Source organism: Streptomyces sp. NPDC044033 (genome assembly GCF_056434425.1).
This window is the reverse complement of record NZ_JBWKFF010000010.1, coordinates 38,774-59,187: the sequence shown is the minus strand read 5'-3', so window position 1 is coordinate 59,187 and position 20,414 is coordinate 38,774. Positions and strand designations below refer to the sequence as shown.

The 20,414-nt window shown below is 73.0% G+C and carries 15 protein-coding genes; 5 read left to right on the top strand and 10 right to left on the bottom strand.

The window, feature by feature from the left end; genetic code table 11:
* Nucleotides 1–256 precede the first annotated feature (256 nt).
* The gene (locus AC07AB_RS19145) at nucleotides 257–1,219 is read right to left on the bottom strand and encodes a 2-hydroxyacid dehydrogenase (protein WP_478568026.1); all 963 of its coding nucleotides are present in this window, start codon (nucleotides 1,217–1,219) and stop codon (nucleotides 257–259) included.
* 74 nt (nucleotides 1,220–1,293) lie between these two features.
* Here AC07AB_RS19145 and AC07AB_RS19140 point away from each other — a divergent pair, with 74 nt between their 5' ends.
* The 3 genes from AC07AB_RS19140 (at nucleotide 1,294) to AC07AB_RS19130 (ending at nucleotide 3,901) form a co-directional block, all read left to right on the top strand.
* On the top strand, nucleotides 1,294–2,286 hold the full coding sequence (locus AC07AB_RS19140) for an aldo/keto reductase (RefSeq protein WP_478568023.1): 993 nt from the start codon (nucleotides 1,294–1,296) through the stop codon (nucleotides 2,284–2,286).
* A 170-nt stretch (nucleotides 2,287–2,456) separates the two neighbouring features.
* Entirely contained in the window at nucleotides 2,457–3,623 is a 1,167-nt protein-coding gene (locus AC07AB_RS19135) for a PQQ-dependent sugar dehydrogenase (RefSeq protein ID WP_478568020.1), read from the top strand.
* 113 nt (nucleotides 3,624–3,736) lie between these two features.
* Nucleotides 3,737–3,901, top strand: coding sequence for a DUF6191 domain-containing protein (locus AC07AB_RS19130; RefSeq protein WP_478568017.1), 165 nt, complete (start codon nucleotides 3,737–3,739; stop codon nucleotides 3,899–3,901).
* Nucleotides 3,902–3,980: 79 nt separating this feature from the next.
* Here AC07AB_RS19130 and AC07AB_RS19125 read toward each other — a convergent pair whose 3' ends face one another.
* The 8 genes from AC07AB_RS19125 to AC07AB_RS19090 all read right to left on the bottom strand — a co-directional run bounded on the left by AC07AB_RS19125 (nucleotide 3,981) and on the right by AC07AB_RS19090 (nucleotide 16,369).
* On the bottom strand, nucleotides 3,981–7,034 hold the full coding sequence (locus tag AC07AB_RS19125) for a helix-turn-helix transcriptional regulator (protein ID WP_478568568.1): 3,054 nt from the start codon (nucleotides 7,032–7,034) through the stop codon (nucleotides 3,981–3,983).
* 43 nt (nucleotides 7,035–7,077) lie between these two features.
* A complete protein-coding gene (locus tag AC07AB_RS19120; protein WP_478568014.1) occupies nucleotides 7,078–7,287 on the bottom strand; it encodes a hypothetical protein in 210 nt (69 codons plus the stop codon).
* Between the two features lie 209 nt (nucleotides 7,288–7,496).
* Nucleotides 7,497–8,144: a hypothetical protein gene (locus AC07AB_RS19115; RefSeq protein WP_478568011.1), complete on the bottom strand. Its 648-nt coding sequence runs from the start codon at nucleotides 8,142–8,144 to the stop codon at nucleotides 7,497–7,499.
* A gap of 130 nt (nucleotides 8,145–8,274) precedes the next feature.
* A complete protein-coding gene (locus AC07AB_RS19110; RefSeq protein WP_478568008.1) occupies nucleotides 8,275–10,401 on the bottom strand; it encodes a phosphocholine-specific phospholipase C in 2,127 nt (708 codons plus the stop codon).
* A 284-nt stretch (nucleotides 10,402–10,685) separates the two neighbouring features.
* Nucleotides 10,686–12,716 carry an ABC transporter ATP-binding protein gene (locus AC07AB_RS19105; protein WP_478568005.1) on the bottom strand — a complete coding sequence of 677 codons (2,031 nt, stop codon included), beginning with the start codon at nucleotides 12,714–12,716 and terminating at the stop codon, nucleotides 10,686–10,688.
* 10 nt (nucleotides 12,717–12,726) lie between these two features.
* Nucleotides 12,727–13,626: an ABC transporter permease gene (locus AC07AB_RS19100; protein ID WP_478568002.1), complete on the bottom strand. Its 900-nt coding sequence runs from the start codon at nucleotides 13,624–13,626 to the stop codon at nucleotides 12,727–12,729.
* Nucleotides 13,623–14,573, bottom strand: a complete 951-nt coding sequence (locus AC07AB_RS19095; protein WP_478567999.1) for an ABC transporter permease — start codon at nucleotides 14,571–14,573, stop codon at nucleotides 13,623–13,625. Before AC07AB_RS19095 ends, AC07AB_RS19100 begins: the two co-directional genes overlap by 4 nt.
* The gene (locus AC07AB_RS19090) at nucleotides 14,570–16,369 is read right to left on the bottom strand and encodes a peptide ABC transporter substrate-binding protein (protein ID WP_478567996.1); all 1,800 of its coding nucleotides are present in this window, start codon (nucleotides 16,367–16,369) and stop codon (nucleotides 14,570–14,572) included. Before AC07AB_RS19090 ends, AC07AB_RS19095 begins: the two co-directional genes overlap by 4 nt.
* 207 nt (nucleotides 16,370–16,576) lie before the next feature.
* Here AC07AB_RS19090 and AC07AB_RS19085 point away from each other — a divergent pair, with 207 nt between their 5' ends.
* On the top strand, nucleotides 16,577–17,734 hold the full coding sequence (locus tag AC07AB_RS19085) for an ROK family protein (protein ID WP_478567993.1): 1,158 nt from the start codon (nucleotides 16,577–16,579) through the stop codon (nucleotides 17,732–17,734).
* 74 nt (nucleotides 17,735–17,808) lie between these two features.
* On the top strand, nucleotides 17,809–19,314 hold the full coding sequence (locus tag AC07AB_RS19080) for a M81 family metallopeptidase (protein ID WP_478567990.1): 1,506 nt from the start codon (nucleotides 17,809–17,811) through the stop codon (nucleotides 19,312–19,314).
* Nucleotides 19,315–19,331: 17 nt separating this feature from the next.
* Here the strand turns inward: AC07AB_RS19080 and AC07AB_RS19075 are convergent, their stop codons facing one another.
* The gene (locus AC07AB_RS19075) at nucleotides 19,332–20,309 is read right to left on the bottom strand and encodes an ArsR family transcriptional regulator (protein WP_478567987.1); all 978 of its coding nucleotides are present in this window, start codon (nucleotides 20,307–20,309) and stop codon (nucleotides 19,332–19,334) included.
* Nucleotides 20,310–20,414 lie beyond the last annotated feature (105 nt).

Here is a 20,414-nt window from a genome sequence, read left to right as displayed (position 1 = left end):
CGCGCGATCCGATCCGCCGCGCGGCAGTGTCGTGATGGGTGAACGTTGTGCGTCGGGTGGTTCGTCCATAGGCCGTGCATCGCCCGTCGCCCCCCTTGAGTTCCGGTCCTTCGCTGCCGCCGTACGGTGCCCGGCGCAGCCCCCGCTCGGGACGATACACCAGATTCGTCACTCAGGGACATAGCTTATCTACACAGCGTGACTACCAGCGGGGTTACGGGAACGGGGCGCATTCGGACGGTACCTGTGCGTGGTCTCACGTGGCGGTTGCCACGACGTTCCGCAGGGGCTCGCCGAGCGCGAACCGCCGCAGCTGCTCGCGCAGGATCTTCTTCGCCCGCGGCTCGAAGGCCGACGACGGGCCGCCCACGTGCGGCGTGACGAGCACCCCGGGCGAGCTCCACAGCGGGTGCCCGGCGGGCAGCGGTTCCGGGTCGGTGACGTCCAGCGCGGCCCGCAGCCGGCCGCTGTCCGTCTCGGCCAGCAGCGCCTTGGTGTCGACGACCGCGCCGCGCGCGATGTTCACCAGGAGCGCGCCGTCCTTCATGCGCGCCAGGAAGGCGGCGCCGGCGAGGTGGCGGGTCTCATCCGTCAGGGGCGTCGCGAGGACCACGACATCGGCGTCGGGAAGGAGTTCGGGCAGGTCGGAGAGCGAGTGCACCGGCCCGCGCGCGGTGGTACGAGGGGAGCGCGCGACGCGCGCCACCCGCTCGCATTCAAAGGGCGTGAGCCGGTCCTCGATCGCGCTGCCGATCGCGCCGTAGCCGACGATGAGCACGCTCTTGTCGGCGAGCGCCGGCCTGAACCCCTGCCGCCACTCCCCCGCGTCCTGGGCGCGCACGAAGTCCGGAATGCCGCGGAGGGACGCCAGGATCAGGGTCAGCGCGAGTTCCGCGGTGCTCGTGTCGTGCAGACCGCGGGCGTTGCACAGCCGCGCGCCGGCCGGGAGGCCGGGGACGGCGGGCAGCATGTGGTCGACGCCCGCGGTGAGGGTCTGCACCACCTGTACGCCCGTCATCTCCGGCAGGGGCCGCAGGCACGTGGCGGGGTCCTTGAGGTACGGGACGGCGTAGAACGCGCAGCGGGCGGGGTCGGTGGGGTACTCCGGCCCGCCGTCCCAGTGCGCGTAGTCCAGCTCCTCGGGGAGCCCGTCGATCTCGGCGGCCGGGAGGGGGAGCCAGGCCAGGGGGCGGGCAAAGCCGTTGTCATCTGCACTCATGACATGAGGCTATGCGAAGCGGCCCGGTCGGCAGAGGTTAGTTTGGGTGCCGGGAACGGGAGGGGTAAGGCCAGGTGGAGCGCAGGAGAATCGGCGCGTCGGCGCTCGAAGTGGGCGCGATCGGCCTCGGCTGCATGCCCATGCACTGGGCGTACACCGCCTCGCAGCAGAGCGGCGAGAGCGCGCTGCGCGCCGTGCACGCCGCGCTGGACGCGGGGGTGAACCTGCTGGACACCGCCGACATGTACGGGCCGTTCACCAATGAACTGCTGCTGGGGCGGGTGCTGCGGCAGCGGCGTTCGGACGTCTTCGTCTCCACCAAGTGCGGGCTGCTGGTCGGCGAGCAGCACATCGTCTCCAACGGCCGTCCCGGCTATGTGAAGCGTGCCTGCGACGCCTCGCTGAGGCGGCTCCAGACCGACGCCATCGACCTGTACCAGCTGCACCGGCCCGACCCCGAGGTGCCGATCGAGGAGACCTGGGGGGCGATGGCGGAGCTGGTCGCGGCCGGCAAGGTCCGCTCGCTGGGGCTGTGCGCCGTGGGCGCGCGGGCGCACCGGCGGTCGGGCGGCGGCCTGTACGACACCACGATCCGGCAGTTGGCGCGGCTCCAGCAGATCTTTCCGGTCAGCTGTGTGCAGGCGGAGCTGTCGGTGTGGTCGCCGGAGGCGCTGGACGCGCTGGTGCCGTGGTGCGCGGCGCGGGGCGTCGGCGTGCTGGCGGCGATGCCGCTGGGCAACGGCTTCCTCAGCGGGACGCTCACGCCGGGGCAGGGTTTCGAGCCGGAGGACGTACGGGCCCGGCATCCGCGCTTCACGGCCGAGATGATGGCCGCGAACCAGCCGATCGTGGCGGGGCTGCGGCGGGTCGCCGAGCGGCACGGGGCGACGGCGGCGCAGGTGGCGCTGGCGTGGGTGCTGGCGCAGGGCCCGCATGTGGTGCCGGTGCCGGGCACGAAGAAGGAGCGGTGGGCGGTGCAGAACGCCGGGGCCGCCGGACTGCAGCTGACGCACTCGGACTTCGCGGAGATCGCGGCGCTGCCGCCGGTGCGGGACTCCTGGGTCTGACGGGCCGTCCGGCAGAAGGGTTCGCGGAGGGGGCGCACGCCGGAGCGTGCCGCGCAGCCGCGTGGATTCGGCCCGTACGGCGCCGGCGGGCCGGGGTGCGGGGCGGAGCCCCGGTGTATAAGGAACAGGACCGCGCCCCGGCGCACCTCCCCCGGCGAGAGGACCCCACCGTGCGACGTCCCACCGTCACCGCCGCGCTGGCCGCTGCCGCCCTGCTGCTCGTGGCGGGCTGCTCGTCCGGTGACGACGGCCTCCCCGGAGAGCGGAAGGCCACCGGCGCGCCGGACGGCACGCCCCCGTCGGCGAACGGATCTTCGGCCCCGGCTGCGGTCTCCGCGCCCGCCAAGGGCTCGGTACGGGTGGAGCGTACGGTCGCGACCGGGCTCAAGTCGCCCTGGGGGCTCGCGCCGCTGCCCGGCGGCGACCTGCTGGTGTCCTCCCGCGACACGGGCAGGATCGTCCGGGTGGGCGCCGAGGACGGCAAGCGGACGGAGCTGGGCACCGTGCCGGGCGTCGCGGCGGCGGGGGAGGGCGGACTCCTCGGCCTCGCGCTCTCCCCGGACTACGGCTCGGACCACATGGTGTACGCGTACTTCACCACCGACTCCGACAACCGCGTCGCCCGCATGCCCTACGACGAGAAGAAGCCGGCCGGCCACCAGCTCGGGGCCCCGAACACGGTGTTCCGCGGCATCCCGAAGGGCTCCAACCACAACGGCGGCCGCATCGCCTTCGGCCCCGACAGGATGCTCTACGCCGGTACGGGCGACAGCGGGCAGCGCGACCTCGCCCAGGACGAGAAGTCCTTCGGCGGGAAGATCCTGCGGATGACGCCCGACGGGCAGCCGGCGGACGGGAATCCGCACCCCGGCTCGGTGGTCTACTCCCTGGGCCACCGCAATGTGCAGGGCCTCGCCTGGGACGCCGACAAGCGGCTGTGGGCCGACGAGTTCGGCCAGGACACCTGGGACGAGCTCAACCTCATCGAGCCGGGCAAGAACTACGGCTGGCCGGTGGTCGAGGGCAAGAGCGAGAAGAGCGGCTACATCGCCCCGGTCGAGCAGTGGAAGACCTCCGAGGCGTCCCCCAGCGGCCTCGCCTACGCCCAGGGCTCCCTGTGGATGGCGGGGCTGCGCGGCGAACGCCTGTGGCGCGTACCGCTCAAGGGGGCGCGGCCGGTGGCCGAGCCGCAGTCGTTCCTGGAGAAGAAGTACGGGCGGCTGCGCACGGTCGTCCCCACGGACGACGGCGGCCTGTGGCTCGCCACGAGCAACACCGACGGCCGCGGCGACCCGACGGGCGAGGACGACCGCATCCTCCGGCTGAAGGTCAGCTGAATCCGACGGCCACCCCTTGACCTGGGCAGGGGCGCGGCCCTTCGGTCCCCGGCCCATTCGGCGGCCCCCCATCTACAATGTACGGGGGGACCACCACGTCACCGGGGGTTCAAGTGTTCAACATCTTCGAGGCGATCTTCGCTCCTGGCCGCAAGCACACCGAGGACGAGCAGAACCGCCTGGAGCTGACCCGCGAGGACGTCGGCGACGGCACACCGGGCCACGGCCCGATAGACCTCGACTCGGGCCAGGTCGTCATACGGCCGCAGGAGCACTGACCCGCAGGAGCGCCGCCTCGCGGGAGCACTGACACCGCGCGAACGCCGCCCCGGGCGCTCCGGCCGGAGCGCCGCCGGCTCAGGCGCTCTCCGGAGCGCTGAACAGCCGCAGCCGGTGCGCCAGCGCGCCCGCCTCGCCACGCCCCGACACCCCCAGCTTCGCCAGGATGTTGGAGACATGCACGCTCGCCGTCTTCGGCGAGATGAAAAGCTCCTCGGCTATCTGCCGGTTGCTGCGGCCGGCCGCGACGAGCCGCAGTACATCGCGCTCGCGCCGGGTCAGACCGAGCGACTCGGCCGGATCGGCGGGGCGGCTCGGGGCGGCGGGCCTACCGGCGGGCGGCGCGTCGACCGGCAGCCGAGCGCGGGCGGCCAGCTGCTCCAGGTCCTCGCGCAGCGGCCTGGCGCCGAGCCCGACGGCGACGTCATGGGCCCGCGCCAGCAGCCCCGCCGCCTGCTCACGGGCCGCGCCGCCGCCCTCGGCGAGGAGCGCTTCGGCCCACCGGTGGCGGGCCCGCGCCAGTTCGTACGGCCGCTCCAGCGGCTCCAAGGCGGTGGCCGCCGCCATCCAGCGCCCGGGGTCGCCGGTGCCTTCCGCGCGCCGGATCTCGGCCTCCAGCAGCAGTGCGTAGGCCCGCCAGAGCGGCACCGGCTGGGCGATCCCCTTCGCCGCCCGCCCGATCCGGCGCAGCGCCTCCGCCCGGCCCGCCTCGGCACGCGGCAATCCGCGCGCGTCGGCCTCGGCGGTGGCCGCGGCGAGCAGCAGCGGCCAGGCATACCGTCCCGCGGTGGGCGGGACCCCGGTCGCCAGCACCTCGTCCAGCGCCGCGCGGACGTCGTCGATCCGGCCCCGCGCCGCGGCGAGTTCGAGACCGAAGCGCGCGAGGACGAGGGTGTGCTGCGGCTGCAGGTCGTGGCTGCCGTAGTGCTCGCGGGCGAGGGCGAGCTCGCGCTCGGCCGTCTCCCAGTCCCCGCGGGCCAGCGCGATCCTGGTGAGCCTGCTGGCGGCAGTCCCGCGCGGCTTGGCGCTCCGCGCGAGACGGCGGACCTTCAGCACGGCCCGCTCCACCTCGCCCCAACGCCCCAAGGAATACAGCGAGTCGGCCTGATTGCCGTACGCCCATGCCTGGGCGTCCGACAGCCCGAAGCCGGCCAGCACCTCGATGCCCTCGGCCGTCACCTCGACGGCCTCCGCCGACCGGCCCACGCCCTCCAGCGCGGAGGCCAGGTTGGTGTAGCAGCGCCCGAGCATGCCGATGTGGCTCAGCACGCCGGCCCGCCCGAGCTCGACGACCCGGTCGCGGACCGCGCGCATTTCGGCGAGGCCGCCCGCCACGTCCCCGGCCTCGGCCGTGAGCCCGCCCAGCGTGAGGCGCGCGTTCAGCTCGATGCCCTCGGCGCCGACGAGCCGGGCGAGCTCGATGGCGCGCTCCGCCATGCCGAAAGTCTCCGGGCCGGGGGCGTGGGTCGCGTCCAAGGCGGCGGCCAGCGCCAGCACATCGGCGTGCACGGAGGACGGCGGCATCCCGCGCACCAGCTCCCGGGCCCGGTCCAGCTCGGCCCGCCCGTCGCCGCGGGCCAGCCCCTCCATCAGCTTGGCCCGCTGGTTCCAGAACCAGGCGGCCCGCAGCGGGGCATGTTCCTCGTCCAGCTCGCGCAACGCCCACTTGATGACGGCCAGCGCGCGCTCCTGATCCCCCGACAGATGGGCGGCGACGACGGCCTCGGCCAGCAGGTCGAGGTGGCGCAGCGCCTCGCCGTCGCAGCCGCGGACGGGGTAGCCGTCGGCGTGGTCGATGGGCCGCTGCGCCTCGCGGACTTCGGCCGGGGCGATCTCCCACAGTTCCAGCGCCCGTTCCAGCAGCCGCAGTTGTTCGGCGTAGGCGTATCTGCGCCGCGAGTGCACGGCCGCTTCGAGGGCGGCGGGCAGCGCCTTCGCCGCGTCGTGCGCGTGGTACCAGTAGCTGGCGAGGCGGGCGGGGCGCTCCTCCGCCCGTACGACCGCGGGGTCGGACTCCAGGGCCCGCGCGTAGCGCCGGTTGAGGCGGGAGCGCTCGCCGGGCAGCAGGTCCTCGCCGACGGCCTCGCGGACCAGGGAGTGCCGGAAGCGGTAGCCGTCGCCGTCGGGTGTGGGCAGCAGGATGCCGGCGCCGACCGCTGTCCGCGCCGCCTCGATGAGGGCGTCCTCGTCGAGCCCGGCGACCGCGCGCAGCAGGTCGTACTCGACGGCGGAGCCGCCCTCCGCGGCGGCGCGCACCACGCGCTGGACGTCCTCCGGCAGCGCTTCGACGCGGACGAGCAGCAGGTCGCGGAGCGATTCGCTGAGCCCGGCGCGGACTCCGTCGGCGAGGGAGCGGGCCAGCTCCTCCACGAAGAAGGCGTTGCCGTCGGAGCGCTCGAAGACGCGGTCGAGCAGCGAGCGGCCGGGCCGGGAACCGGCGATCCCGGCGAGCTGGTCGCTCACCTCGGCGCGCGTGAAGCGCGGCAGCTCGATGCGGTGGACGGTGCGCATCCGGTCCAGCTCGGCGAGGAAGGGCCGCAGCGGGTGGCGGCGGTGGATGTCGTCGGAGCGGTAGGTGGCGACGATGACCAGGCGGGCCCGGTCCAGGGAGCGGAAGAGGTAGCCGAGCAGTTCGCGGGTGGAACGGTCGGCCCAGTGCAGGTCTTCGAGGGCGACGACGAGGGTCCGGTCGGCGGCGAGCCGCTCCAGCAGCCGTGCGGTGAGCTCGAAGAGCCGGGCCCGGCCGTCCTCGCCGCGCGATTCGCGGGCCGTCTCGCCCAGCTCGGGCAGCAGCCGGGCCAGCTCGCCCTCCTGCCCGGCGGCGGCCTCGGCGAGGGCGTCCCCGAGCTGTCGGCGCAGGGAGCGCAGGGCGGTGGAGACGGGGGCGAACGGCAGGCCGTCGGCGCCGATCTCCACGCAGCCGCCGACTGCGGTGACGGCGCCACCCGCGCGGGCGGCGGTCAGGAACTCCTCGATGAGCCGGCTCTTGCCGACGCCCGCCTCGCCGCCGACCAGCAGCGCCTGAGGCTCGCCCACGGCGGCGCGTTCGAGCGTGCCGGTGAGCGCCGCGAGTTCCGTGGCGCGGCCGACGAACACCGGGCTGACAGAGGTGATCCGCACATCGCCGAGCATCGCACAGCCCACTGACATCCCGGCCGGCCTGGTTCCCGGGCGTTCACGCGGTCGCCCGGCGCGCGCGGGCTCCGTCGACCCGCCGGACCGTACGGCTCGCCCGCCTCTCCCCGCCGTCGCGCTCCTCTCCCGCGTCGCGCCGGGCGCGGCGGATGGCGGCGCGGACCCGGCGGGCCTCGTTGAGGAGGCGCTGTCGGGCGGCCTCACGGCGGAGTTCGGCGGCGCGGCGCTGGTGCATTTCGTAGTGGAACATCGTGTGTCTCCCTGGTGGGACGGCTTCTCGCGGTACGAGAAGCCTCGTCCCCCAGGGAGACCCGGCGCATCGGGAAGGTGCCGCATCTTCCGCCCCGAAGGGGCCTTAGGAAGCGCGCCGGAAGGTGCCTTATGAAGCCCGGCCTGAAGGGGCCTTGGAAAGCGCGGCCTCAGCGCCCGCTCGTCGCGGGGACCTTGGGAAGCGCGGCCTCAGCGCCCGCTCGTCGCGGGGACCTTGGGAAGCGCGGCGAAGAGGTCGAAGTACATGCCCGCGGAGATCAGTACGCCGATGACGCCGAGCGCCACGCCGCCCCACGCGACGGCCCGGACCCAGGGGGCCAGCGGGCCGGCCGGGGAGGTGCGGGAGCGGGAGGCGAGGACGGCGGCCGCGATCACGACGGCGATGAGCGCGAAGACGCCGTTGACGAGGGCCGTGGTGTGCCAGGGGGCGCCGTAGACGGTGCCGATCTGGTCGGTCGACCCACCCGACTGGACCTTGATCTGTCCGGTGAGGGTCTTGCGTTCGGCGAGCAGTGTGCCGAGCCAGGTGCCGCTCAGGGAGGCGAAGCCGAGGGCCGCGGAGACGACGGCCGCGGCTCCGGCGAACACGCCGGAGGAAGCGGGCCGCACGGCGGGGTCCTCGGGGGCCGCGTCCTCCTCCTCGGCGCCGTCCCTCCCGTCGGCGTCCGTGTCGGCGTCGGCGTCGAGCCCCGCCTCACTGACCTCGGAAATGCTTCCCCCGGCAGCACCCTCCTCCTTCACGGCCTCCTTCTTGGAAAGCGGGGACGTCTCATCGGCCGGGCCGTCCGCCCCGGCGTCGGTCTTGGCTGTCTTCGTCTTGGTGCTGTCCGTGTCCATGGCCGCACACCGTAGGGGTACTTTCTGAGAGCCGTCTGAGCGCCCCCGCACAGCCGGCCTCCGCGTGCCCCCGCGCATTCCGGCGGACCCCCCGCGCACCCCTTTGACCAGGGCGGCGGCCGGGTTCGCGTCAGCCGGTGACCGACTCCTTTCCGTTCTCGATGTGCCCCATCAGCCGGCGCCGGAACGCGGCGTCCTCCTTGGCGGTGAGCCGGAGGTCGTACCAGCCGTGCGCCCGCGCCGCCTCGTACGGCAGGGTGCGGCTGCGGCCCGGCGCGAGGGTGACGGTCCGGGGCCGCGCGTGCCCGTACGCCTCGACGCTCAGGGTGAGCGTCAGCGTCTCGCTCCCCCGGTTGTCCAGGGTCAGGTGCAGCTCGCGCCGCCGGGTGCTGACGGTGCTGCTGACGTGCAGCCCGGCGGCGGCGCCACGGTCGGCTCCGGCGTACTCGCGGCGGAAGCCGTTGGGCCCGGTGAGCGTGAAGTCGTACGCGCCCTTCTTGACCGGTACGTCCCAGGTGTCCGACCCCAGGACATCGCGGTGGCGCGGGGTGGCGTACTCCCCCGCGTACGGGTAGAGCGCGAAGTGCGCGCTCGCCGCGCCGGTGTTGTGCAGCGCGAGGCGGAACGTGCCCGCTTCGCGGTCGTACGAGCCGTGCGCGTCTGGCTGGTAGGGCAGCGGCCGGGCCGGGCGGGTCCCCTCCTCCTGGTGCGGCATCTTCTGGTCGGCCGGCGGTTTGGGGTTCCAGCGGCCGGTGAACGGGGGGATCGGGCCGGGGCGGTCGACGGCCGGCCGGCGGCGCCCGCGCGAGAAGTCGAAGGCTCCGGTCAGATCGCCGCACGCGGTGCGCCGCCACGCGCTGATGTTGGGCTCGCGCACCCCCAGCCAGCGCTCCAGGAAGCGGGTGATGGAGGTGTGGTCGAAGAGCTGCGAGCAGGCGTAACCGCCGACGGTCCAGGGCGAGATGACGACCATGGGGACGCGGATGCCCAGCCCCACGGGGCGGTTCTTCCAGAACTCGTCCTTGGTGCCGTCCGGGGGCACGGGCGGCGGCACGTGGTCGAAGAAGCCGTCGTTCTCGTCGTAGGTGAGGAAGAGGGCGGTGTGCCGCCAGACGTCCGGGTTCTTGCCGAGAGCGTCGAGGATCTTGTAGACGATGGTGGCGCTGGCGATCGGCGAGGACGAGCCGGGGTGCTCGGATTCGACGGCTGACGGCACGATGTAGGAGACCTGCGGGAGCTTGCCGGAGGCGACGTCGTGGGCGAAGGCGGTGGCGGTGGTGCCGGGCTCGCCGCGGTGCAGGGCGCGCCGGTAGAGGCTGCGTTCGTCGGCGGTCAGGGCGGCGACGCCCTCGGCGAGGAGCTTCTCCAGCCGGGCCCGCCCGGCGGTGTCGGCGGCGCCCAGCTTGGCGTAGTAGGCGGTCATGTTGTGCACGCCGTCGACCTTGGCGAGGGCCTTGCGGGCGATGGCCTTGAAGCTCGCGTAGAACTCCAGGTTGTTGTCGGTGAAGTTGTCCCACTCCTGGTAGACCTGCCAGCTGTGGCCGGCGCGCTGGAGCCGCTCGGCGTAGGTGGTCCAGGCGTAGCCGGGGTGGGTGTCCTCGTCGTACGCGTCGTTGCCGACGGCCCGCGCGCCGCCGCCCGGCTCGAAGCCGGTCCAGCCGCTGACCAGGTGGTTGCGGTTGGGGCTGGTGGAGGAGTGGATGGCGGAGTGGTAGGCGTCGCAGACGGTGAAGGTGTCGGCGAGTTCGTAGTGCAGGGGCACGTCGGTGCGGTCGTAGTGCGCCATGGTGGCGGCGGTCTTGGCGGTGACCCAGCCGTCCATCCAGCCGCCGCGCCACGCCTTGCCGCCGCCCTCCCAGCTGTGGTCGAGCGCCCCGATGTACTGGAGGTCCTTCTTCTGCGCGGCGGCGGCCTCGCGGACGGCGAAGGGCAGGACGGTCCCGACGCCGAGCGGGCCGGGCTGCTCGAAGACGCTCTTGCCGCTCGGCAGTTTGATGGCGTTGCGGTCGGCGTAGCCGCGTACGCCCCTCAGCGCGCCGAAGTAGTGATCGAAGGAACGATTCTCCTGCATCAGCACGACCACATGCCGGATGTCGCCCAGGCCGCCGGGCCTGACGCCCCGTCCGGCCACCGCCGCCTCCGGCTCGGCCGCGAGCGCCTGCTGGAGCGACGGCGGCAGGAGTGATCCGGCGGCGGCCGCGGCGGCGGCGCCCGTGCCCAGTGCCAGTGCGCGTCTACGCGTTATCTCGGATGACAAGCTCGACCTCCCAGTCGATGGCCAATGGTCCAGTGCTGTGCCATTGGAGACTTGGGGGGACGCTAGCGACGGCAGGTGGACAGGGGAAGACCTCGCACCGACGCGGCGGTTACGAACTGGACGTCAACGCTCCGCACGAGGGCGCGCGAACGCGACGGAGAGGACGCGCGGACACGGGGCGGGGAGAGCGGCTGTACGAGGACGCGCCGCGGCGGGGACGCCCGTACGAGGCGCGGCGGGGGACGCCCGTACCAGCGCGACGTGCCCCGCCGCCGCCCCCGCCCCTACGCCCCCGCCGGCACCAGCGGAAAGTGGCAGGCCACCCGGTGTCCCACCGCGGTCGGCTCGGCCGGCGGCGGCTCCGTGGTGGCGCAGACGTCCTGGGCGATCGGGCAGCGCGTGCGGAACCGGCAGCCGGACGGCGGCGCGGCGGCCGAGGGGGTCTCGCCGCCGAGCGGGGAACCGGTGGACTCGGCCGTCGGGTCGGGCTCGTTGACCGTGTCGAGCAGCCCGCGGGTATAGGGGTGCAGCGGGGCGCCGAAGACCGCCTCGGCGGGGCCGGTCTCGACGAGCTTGCCCAGGTACATCACCCCGACCGTGTCGGCCAGGTACCGCACCACCGCGAGGTCGTGCGAGATGAAGAGGTAGGTCAGGCCCTTGTCCCGTTGCAGGTCGCGCATCAGGTTGAGGATCTGCGCCTGCACGGAGACGTCCAGCGCGGAGACCGGTTCGTCGGCGACGACGAGGTCGGGGCTGAGCGCCAGCGCCCGTGCGAGGCCCAGGCGCTGGCGCTGGCCGCCGGAGAACTCGTGCGGGTAGCGGTCCACGGCCCCGCGCGGCAGCCCGACCTCGTCGAGGAGTTCGGCGATGCGCGCGTCCTGCGCGGCCCGGTCGCCGATTCCCTGGATGACGAGCGGCTCGCGCAGGATCGCGCCGACGCGGGCGCGCGGGTCCATGGAGGCGTACGAGTCCTGGAACATCAGCTGCACCTCCCTGCGGTGCGCGCGCAGTTCCTTCCGCCCGAGGGCGGTGATGTCCTGGCCGCCGAAGCGGATCTCCCCGCTGGTCGGCGCCTCCAGCCCGACGACCATCCGGCCGAGGGTGGACTTGCCGCAGCCGGACTCGCCGACGATGCCGAACGTCTCGCCGCGCTTGACGGTCAGCGAGACCCCGGCCACCGCGCTGACGGCGGAGGCGCCCTTGCGGCGGGCGAACGGTCCGCCGTGCAGCGGGTATTCCTTGGCGACCTCGCGCAGTGCGAGGAGCGTCTCGTCGGTGCGTACGGGCGCGGCGGCCGGCGCCGGGGGCACGACCTCGGCGACGGGGTCGGTGTCCGGGGAGACGGGGTGGAAGCAGGCGAAGGCGTGCTCGCCCGCGCCGTCGACGGCCTCCGTCAGCTCCGGCTCCGCCGACCGGCACTCGTCGGTGGCGAAGCCGCAGCGCGGCGCGAACCGGCACCCGGTGGGCCGTACGACCAAGGACGGCGGCAGCCCGGGGATGGTGGCGAGCGGCTGCGACTCGTCGGCGGCGCGCTCGGGCAGGGCGGCGAAGAGGGCCTGGGTGTAGCGGTGCCGGGGGGCCGCGAACAGGGGGCGTACGCCCGCCCGTTCGGCGACCTTGCCCGCGTACATCACGGCGACCTTGTCGACCCGCTTGGCGATCACCCCGAGGTCGTGCGTGACCAGGATCATCGCCATGCCGAGGCGGTCGCGGAGCTCGTCGATGAGTTCCAGGATCTGGTGCTGGGTGGTGACGTCCAGGGCCGTCGTCGGCTCGTCCGCGATGAGCAGCTTGGGTTCGCAGACCAGGGCCATGGCGATGGCGACGCGCTGCCGCATGCCGCCGCTGAGCTGGTGCGGGTAGTTCCTCATCCGCTCGCCGGGCTGCGGCATGCCTACCAGCCGGAGGGTCTCCTCGGCCTTCTGCCATGCCTGAGCCTTGGTGGCCCCGGTGTGCAGCAGGAGGGGTTCGGCGACCTGGGCGCCGATGGTCATGGTGGGGTTGAGGGAGGTCAGCGGGTCCTGGAAGACCATGCCGATGGTGTTGCCGCGCACATCGCGCAGTACGGGCTGGGCGGCGGCGGCCAGGTCGGTGCCGTCGAAGAGGATCCGGCCGCCGCTGACGCGCCCCCCGCTCGGGAGGAGCCCGAGCACGGACAGCGCGGTCATGGTCTTTCCGCAGCCGGACTCCCCGACGATGCCGAGGGCCTCGCCCGGCGCGAGGTCGAGGCTGACGCCGTCGAGGGCGTGCACGGTGCGGGTGCGGGAGGCGATCTCGACGTGCAGGTCTTCGATGGCCAGGAGCTTGTCGGTCATGGTGGTTGCCTCAGTTCTTCTGGAGCCGCACGTCGAAGGCGTCGCGCAGGCCGTCGCCGATGAAGTTGAAGGCGGCGACGACGAGGACGATCGCGATGCCGGGCGGGAAGATCAGCCACCAGTAGCCGACCTGCGTGTAGGTGATGCCGGAGGAGAGCATGGAGCCCCAGTCGGCGGCGGGCGGCGGGATCGACAGGCCGAGGAAGGACAGATAGGCGACGTAGAGGATGGCGTCGGCGATCTGGAAGGTGGCGTTGACGATGACCGTGCCGATGGCGTTCGGGACGATGTGCTTGAAGACGGCCCGGGTGCCGCCGCCGCCCATCAGCCGCATGGCGTGGATGTAGTCGCGGCTGCGCAGGGCGAGGGCCTCGCCGCGGATGAGGCGGGCCGGGGAGAGCCAGGCGACGGAGGCGATGATCAGGATCAGCACCGGCTTGCTGGGCGTGATGATCGCGGCGACGACGACGAGCAGGAAGAGCGCGGGGATGGCGAGGGCCGCGTCGGTGATGCGCATCATCGTGGCGTCGACCCAGCCGCCGAAGTATCCGGCGACGGCCCCGTAGACGGTGCCGAAGAGGGTGGCCAGCAGGCCGGCGGCGAGGCCGACCTCCAGGGAGGTCTGGCCGCCGTACATCAGCCGGCCGAGCATGTCGTAACCGAGGTCGGTGGTGCCCAGGAGGTGGCCGGGGCTGCCGGGGGCCAGGTTGGCCTGGCTCAGGTCGGTGTGCACCTGGTCGGTGTGGAGGATCAGCGGGCCGAGGAAGCAGAACGCGATCAGGCCGACGAGCAGCACCGCGCCGAGCAGGGCGAGCTTGTTGCGGGCGAAGACGGTCAGCGTGCGGCGGGCGAGGCTGGGGGTGGCGACGGCGGCTTCCGGCTGCGTCGCCTCGACGGCTGCGGCGGTCACGAGACGCTCCTGATCCGGGGGTCGAGGACGGCGTACGCGATATCGGTGATCAGCGAGCCGATGACGGTGGCGACGCCGACGACGAGGGTGACGCCGAGCAGTACGGGGAAGTCGGAGCCCTGCGCCGAGTTCCAGAAGAGCAGCCCCATCCCCGGGTAGTTGAACATCGACTCGACAACGAGGGCGCCGCTGATGAGGGTGGGGAGGTAGAGGCCGAGGAGGGTGGCGAGCGGGATGAGAGCGTTGCGCAGTACGTGCCGGGCCATGATGCGGGCCTCGGACTGCCCCTTGGCGCGCGCGGTGCGTACGTACTCCTCGCTGAGGTTGTCCAGCACGGCCGAGCGCATATAGCGGCTGAAGGCGGCGATGATGCCGAGCGCCATCGTGACCACCGGCAGCACCAGCGCGGACAGGTTGGAGAGGATGCCGCCGATCGTCTCGGCCTGTGGGGCCTCGGCGGGGAACAGCTGGAGTTGCTGGCTGAAGACCAGGATGAGGACGAGGCCGAGGAAGAAGACGGGCGTGGCGTAGGCCAGGAAGGCGGCGCCGGTCAGCGCGTAGTCGGCGGCCTTGCCGCGGCGCACGGCCTGGATGATGCCGAGCGGGATGGCGAGGATCGCGGCGAGCACGATGGCGAGGCCGGTCAGTACGAGCGTCTTGGGCAGCCGTTCGCCGATCAGCGAGGCGACGCTCTGGTTGAGCTTGTACGACTCGCCGAGGTCGCCGGTCAGCAGCCGGCCGAGGTACTGCACGTACTGGACGGGCAGCGAACGGTCGTATCCCTGCTGGTGGTTGAAGTGCGCGATGGCGTCGGGGGTGGCGCGCGGTCCGAGGATCGCGCGGGCCGGGCCGCCGGGCAGCAGGTGCAGGAGGACGAAGACGATGACGGAGACGAGGAGCAGGACGATGACCGCCTGCCCGACGCGTTTGATGAGGAAGCGGGTCACTTGCCCTCGCCGCCCTTCTTCACGAAGTACCAGTCCTGGGGCGAGAGGGAGAGCGTCGGGTTCTGGCCGACGCCGCGCAGATCGTTGCGGATGACGGAGACCTGGTACGCGGGGTTGGGCGTCCACAGGACGGGCACCTGATCGGCCACGTACTGGGCGTACTCGCGCATCGCGGCCGGGTCGCCGGAGTACTCGGTGGCCTTGACGAGCTGGTCGGTCCTCGGGTCGGACCAGTTGCCCATGTTGGAGGGCGCGTTGGTCGCGAAGAGTGTCTCGCCGCTGGGGGCGGGCGGGAAGTACCAGCTGCCCTGGGAGCCGAAGAAGCCCATCTGCCAGCTCTTGCAGGCGGCTTCGGTCTCCTTGCAGGGGACGGTGGTGCCGAGCACGGTGTTGAGCGGCTGCTGGCGGATCTCGAAGTCGATGCCGACCTTGCTCATCGCGGACTTCATCACCTGCATGGTGTTGGAGGTCTCGGTCGAGCCGGACTGGGAGAGCAGTTCCAGCTTGAGCTGCTGCCCCTTCTTGATCCCCTTGCCGCACTGGTCGTCGCCGGTGCCGGGCTTCGCGCACCGCATGGCGCCGTCGCGCGAGACCCAGCCGTGGCCGGTGAGCAGCTTCTCGGCGGCCGCCGGGTCGTACGGGTAGGGGTCCTTGGGGAGCAGGCTGGCGGGTACCGGGCCGCGGGTGGCGGCGGCGGAGCCCTGCCAGACGACCTTGGAGATCTCCTTCTGGTCGATGAGGTGCTGGAGCGCCTGGCGGATGTAGAGCTGGCGCAGCATGGGGCCCGCCGTGGGGCTGTTGAAGTTCAGGACGATGTAGGTGATCGCCCAGCCTTCCCACGGGTCGATGCGGTAGCCCATCTCCTTGAACTTCTTCGACTGGGCCATCACCGAGGGCGGGATGTAGCCGTAGTCGACGCCGCCCGCGCGCAACACGTTGAACTCGGAGTCGGCGGTGGTGAAGGGCTTGAAGACGACGCGGTCCAGGTGCGGCTTGTCGGGGCCGCTGTACTTCTTGTTGGGTACGAGCGCGACCTCGCCGTTGGTGGTCCACTTCTCGATCCGCCAGGGGCCGGCGACGGTCTTCCACAGCGGGTCGGTGGAGAACTTGGAGAGCTGCTTGCCGTGCGCGGTCAGCCGGGTGAAGACCTTCTTCGGGTCCTCGTGGTCCGGGTTCCAGGCGTGTTCGGGCAGCGGCTTGAAGTACTGGAGCGTGTTGTTGGTGAACCAGTCCGGGTTGTACGAGCGGTCGAGCCGCAGCCGGAAGGTGTGCGCGTCCAGGACGTCGAAGCTCTTGACGTTGTCCGGCATCAGGCCGGGCGAATAGCCGCCCCAGTCCTTCTTGTTGGCCTTGATCAGGTCGAACCAGAACTTGACGTCGGAGGCGGTGACGGGCTTCCCGTCGGACCAGTCGTAGCCCTTCTTGAGCTTGACGGTCACTTCCTTGTTGCCGTCGCCGTAGACGGGCATGCCGTCGGCGAGGTTGCCCGGGCTGTCCATCGTCAGCTTGTCGCCCTTCTGCTCCGGGTTGAAGAGCAGCGGGTAGAGCAGGTTCTGGATGGAGCTGTTGTACGTGGCCAGGTAGCCGGGCGCGCCGATCGGGAAGATCCAGTTGGGGGTGGCGGCGGGCGGCAGCGCCATGGTGGCCGTGCCGCCCTCGACCTTCACGCCACCGCTGGCGCCGAGTTCGGTGACGGCGGAGCTCTTCGGGCCGCAGCCGCTGAGCAGGCCGACGCCCAGCACCGCCGCGAGAAGAGCGGCGACGGGCCCGCGTATTCGGATCTTGCGCAGCCCCATGCCGCCTCCATAGTCAACCGATCGAAGATTGCGAGCAAAGTACGGACGAATACGAAAAGAAGTCAAGGGTCTAGCGCACAAGCCTTCGATTGATGTCTACTGTCAGCGAACCAAAGGCCGCACTTGCTTCGTTCGCCGAATGAAGTTCTCCGAACGAGAAGCCCTGACGAAGCCCCGACGAAGCCACCCGACAGAAGGGCCGCCAACATGACGGCAGCGGACGAGCAGTCCGGCTCCGCCGCACACGTCCTCGATCTCGTCGCGAGCGGCGCCGCCACCTCGCGTGCCGATCTCGTACGGGAGCTGGGGCTCGCCGCCTCCACCGTCTCCGCCCGCGTCCAGGAGCTCGTCGACGCGGGGCTGCTGACCGAGGGCGGCGAGGGCGCCTCGCGCGGCGGGCGCCGCCCCCGGCTGTTGCGCATACCGGACAGCGGGGCCGTCGCCCTCGCCGCCGACCTCGGCAGCCACCACGCCCGGATCGGCGCGGTCGGCCTGACCGACGCCGTCTTCGACACCTCCGAGCACGGCTTCGACCTCACCGCCGGCCCCGGCCCCGCCCTCGACCTGCTCGCCGCCCGGCTCGGCGAGCTCGCGGACCAGCAGCGCGCGGCGGGCCGTGCGGTACGGGCGGTGGGCGTCGGCTTCCCCGGCCCCGTCGACACCGCCACCGGCCGGGTCATCGCGCCCTCCCGGATGCCCGGCTGGCACCTGTACGAACTGGGCGACCGCCTCCGCGACCGGCTCGGCCTGCCCGTGCTCGTCGACAACGACGCCAACCTCATGGCCGCCGGCGAGCACCGCGCCGCCCACCCGGCGCTGCGCCACCTCGTGGTCGTCAAGGCCGGGCGCGGCATCGGCTCCGGCGTCATCAGCGGCGGCCGGCTCTACCGCGGCGCGGGCGGCAGCGCGGGAGACATAAGCCACGTCCGGGTGGACGCGGCGGCGGAGCGCCCCTGCTCCTGCGGGAACATCGGCTGCCTGGAGACCGTGGCCAGCGGCGCGGCCATCTCCGCGGCGCTGCGCGAGGGCGGCATCGCCGCGGACGGCGCCGCCGACATACTGCGCCTGGTCGCCGACGGCGAGCCGCTCGCCACGACGCTGGTCCGCCAGGCGGGGCGGCACATCGGCGGGGTGCTCTCCGTGGTCGTCAACTTCTTCAACCCCGAGGCGGTCGTGCTGGGCGGCGCCCTGTCCCAGGCCGAGCCGCTGGTCGCCGCGGTCCGGGGCGTCCTGTACGAGCGGTGCCTGCCGATGGCGACCAGCGCGCTGACGATAGCGGCGGCGACCTGCGGACCGGACGCGGGGCTGCTGGGCGCGGGCCACGCGGCGCTGCGCGAGTGCGCGGCGGGCATGCCGGGGCCTTGAGCCTCGCTTGAGGAGAGCCCCCGCCCCTTGAGAACCCATCGAACGGTCCGCCACCCCACGGAAAGTGAGCAACCATGACCACCCCCACCGGCCGCCTCCGCATAGGCATCGGCGGCATGTCCATCGAGTCCAGCACCTTCTGCCCGCACCGCTCCACGTACGACGACTTCCGCGTCACCCGCGACGCGGACCTGCTCGCCCGCTACACGTGGACCGGCCCCGGCAGCGACCTCGACGGCCTGGTGGAGTGGGTGCCGCTCGTGCACGCCGTGTCCCTGCCCGGCGGGGCGGTCGAGCGGGAGACGTACGACCGGATCAAGACCGAGCTGGCCGACCGCCTCCGGGCCGCGGGCCCCCTCGACGGACTGGTCTACGACATCCACGGCGCGATGAGCGTGGTGGGCCTGGAGGACGCCGAGGGCGACCTCACCGACGCCGTACGGTCCGCGGTCGGCCCCGACGCGCTGATCTCCGCCGCCATGGACCTGCACGGCAACGTCTCCCGCCGCTTCGCCGACCAGCTCGACCTCATCACTGCCCACCGCCTCGCCCCGCACGAGGACGCCTGGGACACCCGTGAGCGCGCGGCCCGCAAGCTCGTGGAGCGCCTCACCTCCGGCAAGGGCCGCCCGAGCGTCGCGTGGGTGCAGATCCCCGTGCTGCTCCCCGGCGAGAAGACCAGCACCCGGCTGGAGCCCGCCAAGTCCCTGTACGGGCGGCTGGCCGGCATCGAGGCGATGGACGGCATCGTGGACGCCGCGATCTGGGTGGGTTACGCCTGGGCGGACGAGCCGCGCTGCAAGGCGGCCGTGGTCGTCACGGGCGACGACGCCGAACTCGCCGTGGAGCAGGCGCGCTCGCTGGCCGAGGAGTACTGGCGGGTGCGCCGCGACTTCGTCTTCGTCGGCCCGACCGCCGACGCGGACACCGCCATCGCCAAGGCCGTCGCCTCCGACGCCCGCCCGTTCCTGATCAGCGACTCCGGCGACAACCCCACCGCGGGCGGCGCCGGCGACCTGCCCCACATGCTCGAACGCCTCCTCGCCGACGAGGAGCTGGCGTCCGGCCGCAGCACCGCGATCCACCCGGGCATCATGGACCCGGCGGCGGTGGCGGCGTGCTTCGAGGCCGGCGTCGGCGCGACGGTGAACCTGTCGGTCGGCGGCCACATCAGCAAGTGCGAGCCGTACGCGCTCACCGGCACGGTCACCGCCCTCCAGGGCGCGACCGCGGCCGACGGCGACGGCCCGCGCGGCAACCCGGCCTACGACGAGGGCGGCCGGACCGCCGCCGTCACCTGCGGCGGCGTGACCACCGTGCTCACCGAGCGCCGCAAGCCCTTCCATACCCTCGCCGACTTCGGGGAGCTGGACCCGCGCACGTACGACCTGGTGGTCGTCAAGATCGGCTACCTGGAGCCGGAGCTGTACGACATGGCCGCCGACTGGCTCCTCGCCCTCACCCCCGGCGGCGTCGACCAGGACCTCCTGCGCCTGGGCCACCACCGCGTGGAGCGCCCCCTGTACCCCTTCGACGACGAGGGCTTCGAGGACCCGGACCTGACGGTCACCCTGCTGTAGGGCCGGGTCACAGGCTCTCAGCCCCGGCCCCGTACCAGCAGCGTCCCCAGCGCCGTCCGCCGGTGCAGGACCGCGCGCCCGGCGCGGACCGTGGTGATCAGGCCCGCGCCGCGCAGCGCCGCGGCGTGGGCGGACGCGGTGGCGTTGCCGACCTTCAGCCGCCGGGCGAGGCCGGTGGTGGTGTGCTCGTCGGCGAGCACGAGCAGTGCGTCGAGCCGGGTCCGCCCCAGCACCCCGGCCAGCGCGTCGCCGGGGTCGTGCGCACCGTCCGCGGCGGTCAGCGCGGGCGGCAGGACGGTGCCGACCGGATAGGTCACATACAGCGGGCGGCCGGGCAGGTCGGCGACGAGCGGATGCCCCGTCCAGTGGAAGGTGGGCACGAGCACCACGCCCCGGCCGCCCAGGCGGATCTCCCGCTCCGAGGGGCCCGCGAACTCCCAGACGCCGTCGTCGCCGAGCCGCGCTCCGGGGACGAGCGCGGTGAGCGCGGCGCCGATGCCGTGCTCGGCGACGGCCAGCGCGTGGCGGGCGAACTCCGCCTGGTGCAGGTCCTGCACCAGGCCCCAGGCCGGGCGCAGCATGGCGTCGAAGGCCGTGTGCTGGGCGCGGCGCAGGAGCTGCCAGGAGTCGGCGTCGCCCCGGTGCAGGCCGCGGATCCACGGCGGGGCCGGGGACGCGTGCCGGGCGTACACCCGCTCCATCTCGGCGCGCACCAGCGCCGGGCGCGCGGCCCGTACGGTGTCCAGCCCCTCGTCGAGGGTGTCGCTGAACACGTCGATGAACTGCGGTGCCACCGCCCCCGGCACGAGATCGCGCAGTGGTGCGGCCGTGTTCGGCAGGGACCGCATCGCCCGCTGCCGCCAGTGGCCGAAGAGCAGCCGGCCGTCGCGGCGGCACATCATGGAGAGCGCCGCGTTCAGCTCCTGCAAGGGCGCCGGCCGGGGTGCGAACCGGACCCGGGCGAAGTCCGCCGCCGTGAGCCGAATCCGTACCACTACTCCCCCTCGCCGCGCCGCGCCATCGTTTCGGCCAGGCCCGAAACCTTCGCCCGCGCTCCCCGCCGGACCTCAGTATCGGCGCACGCCCCTTCATTCACACAG

What these genes read in the sequence shown, in the direction of transcription:
- AC07AB_RS19145 (WP_478568026.1), bottom strand. Translation starts at nt 1,219, where the DNA reads ATGAGTGCAGATGACAACGGCTTTGCCCGCCCCCTGGCCTGGCTCCCC.
- AC07AB_RS19085 (WP_478567993.1), top strand. Translation starts at nt 16,577, where the DNA reads ATGACGGCAGCGGACGAGCAGTCCGGCTCCGCCGCACACGTCCTCGAT.
- AC07AB_RS19115 (WP_478568011.1), bottom strand. Translation starts at nt 8,144, where the DNA reads ATGGACACGGACAGCACCAAGACGAAGACAGCCAAGACCGACGCCGGG.
- AC07AB_RS19105 (WP_478568005.1), bottom strand. Translation starts at nt 12,716, where the DNA reads ATGACCGACAAGCTCCTGGCCATCGAAGACCTGCACGTCGAGATCGCC.
- AC07AB_RS19125 (WP_478568568.1), bottom strand. Translation starts at nt 7,034, where the DNA reads ATGCTCGGCGATGTGCGGATCACCTCTGTCAGCCCGGTGTTCGTCGGC.
- AC07AB_RS19080 (WP_478567990.1), top strand. Translation starts at nt 17,809, where the DNA reads ATGACCACCCCCACCGGCCGCCTCCGCATAGGCATCGGCGGCATGTCC.
- AC07AB_RS19090 (WP_478567996.1), bottom strand. Translation starts at nt 16,369, where the DNA reads ATGGGGCTGCGCAAGATCCGAATACGCGGGCCCGTCGCCGCTCTTCTC.
- AC07AB_RS19120 (WP_478568014.1), bottom strand. Translation starts at nt 7,287, where the DNA reads ATGTTCCACTACGAAATGCACCAGCGCCGCGCCGCCGAACTCCGCCGT.